Here is a 1,391-nt window from a genome sequence, read left to right on the forward strand (position 1 = left end):
CCAGCCATCAGGCTTGAGACCGAACCGCCAGTGGGCGAAGAGGTTCGGGTACCGGCGGGCAGTGCCCGCCAGCAGTTCCTTCGCCTTCCTCTCCCTGCGGTGAAGCCGTTTGTACTTCCGGCAAGCCCAGCGCACCAGATACTCGTTGAGGCGCCGGAGAAGGGGATACAACATGGACTTGTAGAAGCGCCCGTAATAGTTGACCCACCCTTGCACGACGCTGTTGAACATCCGCGCAAGGTCGTTGAGGGACTTGTCACTGCGGGCGGCAATGCGCCAGGAGCGGATCTCCTTGCCCATCGCCTTGATCGCCTCCTTACTGACCGCAGGCAGGAAGCTCACGAAGTGCTTCCCGTACCGGTTCTTGGCCAGCCTCGGCCGGAAGGTGTACCCGAGGAACGTGAACGACGTGTGCTCATACGAGCCGCGCCGGTCAGCATCCTTGCAATACACCACGCGCGTCTTGTCCGGATGCAACTCCAGACCGACCTGCGCCAATCTCGCAGCAAGAGCGTCCCGCACGCGGCGGGCCTGATGCTCGCTGCGGCAGTGAATCACCGCATCGTCGCAGTACCGCTCGAACGTAACCTGCGGGAATTCCCGCGCCAGCCACATGTCGAACGCGTAGTGGAGATACAAATTCGCCAGCACAGGAGAGATCGCCGACCCCTGGGGAGTCCCGCGTTCCCGTTGCTGCACCGTGCCGTCCGGCCTCGCCAGCGGGGCCACCAGCCACCGCTTGACGTAGAGCAGGACCCACTTCCCGTCAGCGTCGACATGCCTCTCGACGGCCTTGAGCATCAACTCATGGTCCACGCTGTCGAAGAACGCCCGGATGTCCAGATCGACCACCCAGTTGCTCCTCCAACAGCGCCGCCGGCAGGTCTCCACCGCGTCCAGCGCGGACTGCCTGGGCCGGTAGCCGTAGGAGTCCGGATGGAACACAGGCTCCACCCGCCGCTCCAGATACATGGCGGCCACCGTCTGAGCGATCCGATCGGCCACTGTGGGAACCCCGAGTACACGGACACTTTTCCCGCCCGCCTTGGGGATCTCCACGGCCTTCACCGCCGGAGGGAAGTACGAGCCAGACGACATGCGATTCCACAGCTTGTACAGATTCCCCTTGAGGTTCTGCTCGAACTGCTCGATCGACACCCCGTCCACCCCGGGTGCACCCCGATTGGCTTTGACCCTCAGATACGCCTCCCACACCATCGACTTCGGAATGTAAAACGACTTGGTCTCGGCCTGCGGCCTTGATCCGTTCACCTGGCTCCTCCCGGAAACACCGGTTGACCACCAAACAAGATCAGGACGACCCGCCCCCTCAATGCCGTTGCTTGATTCGGTCAAGGAGTTCGGTGTGAGGCGGTGACGGCACGGGCGGG

Annotated in this window: 1 protein-coding gene; it reads right to left on the bottom strand. The window is 63.1% G+C overall.

Translation table 11 applies throughout. From position 1 onward, the window contains the following. The coding region (ltrA, locus tag IEZ19_RS49815; RefSeq protein WP_229841748.1) for a group II intron reverse transcriptase/maturase at positions 1–1,272 on the bottom strand (1,272 nt) is incomplete at its 3' end. Positions 1,273–1,391: the final 119 nt, after the last annotated feature.

Source organism: Streptomyces brasiliensis, assembly GCF_014647875.1.
Classification (GTDB): Bacteria; Actinomycetota; Actinomycetes; order Streptomycetales; family Streptomycetaceae; genus Streptomyces; species Streptomyces brasiliensis.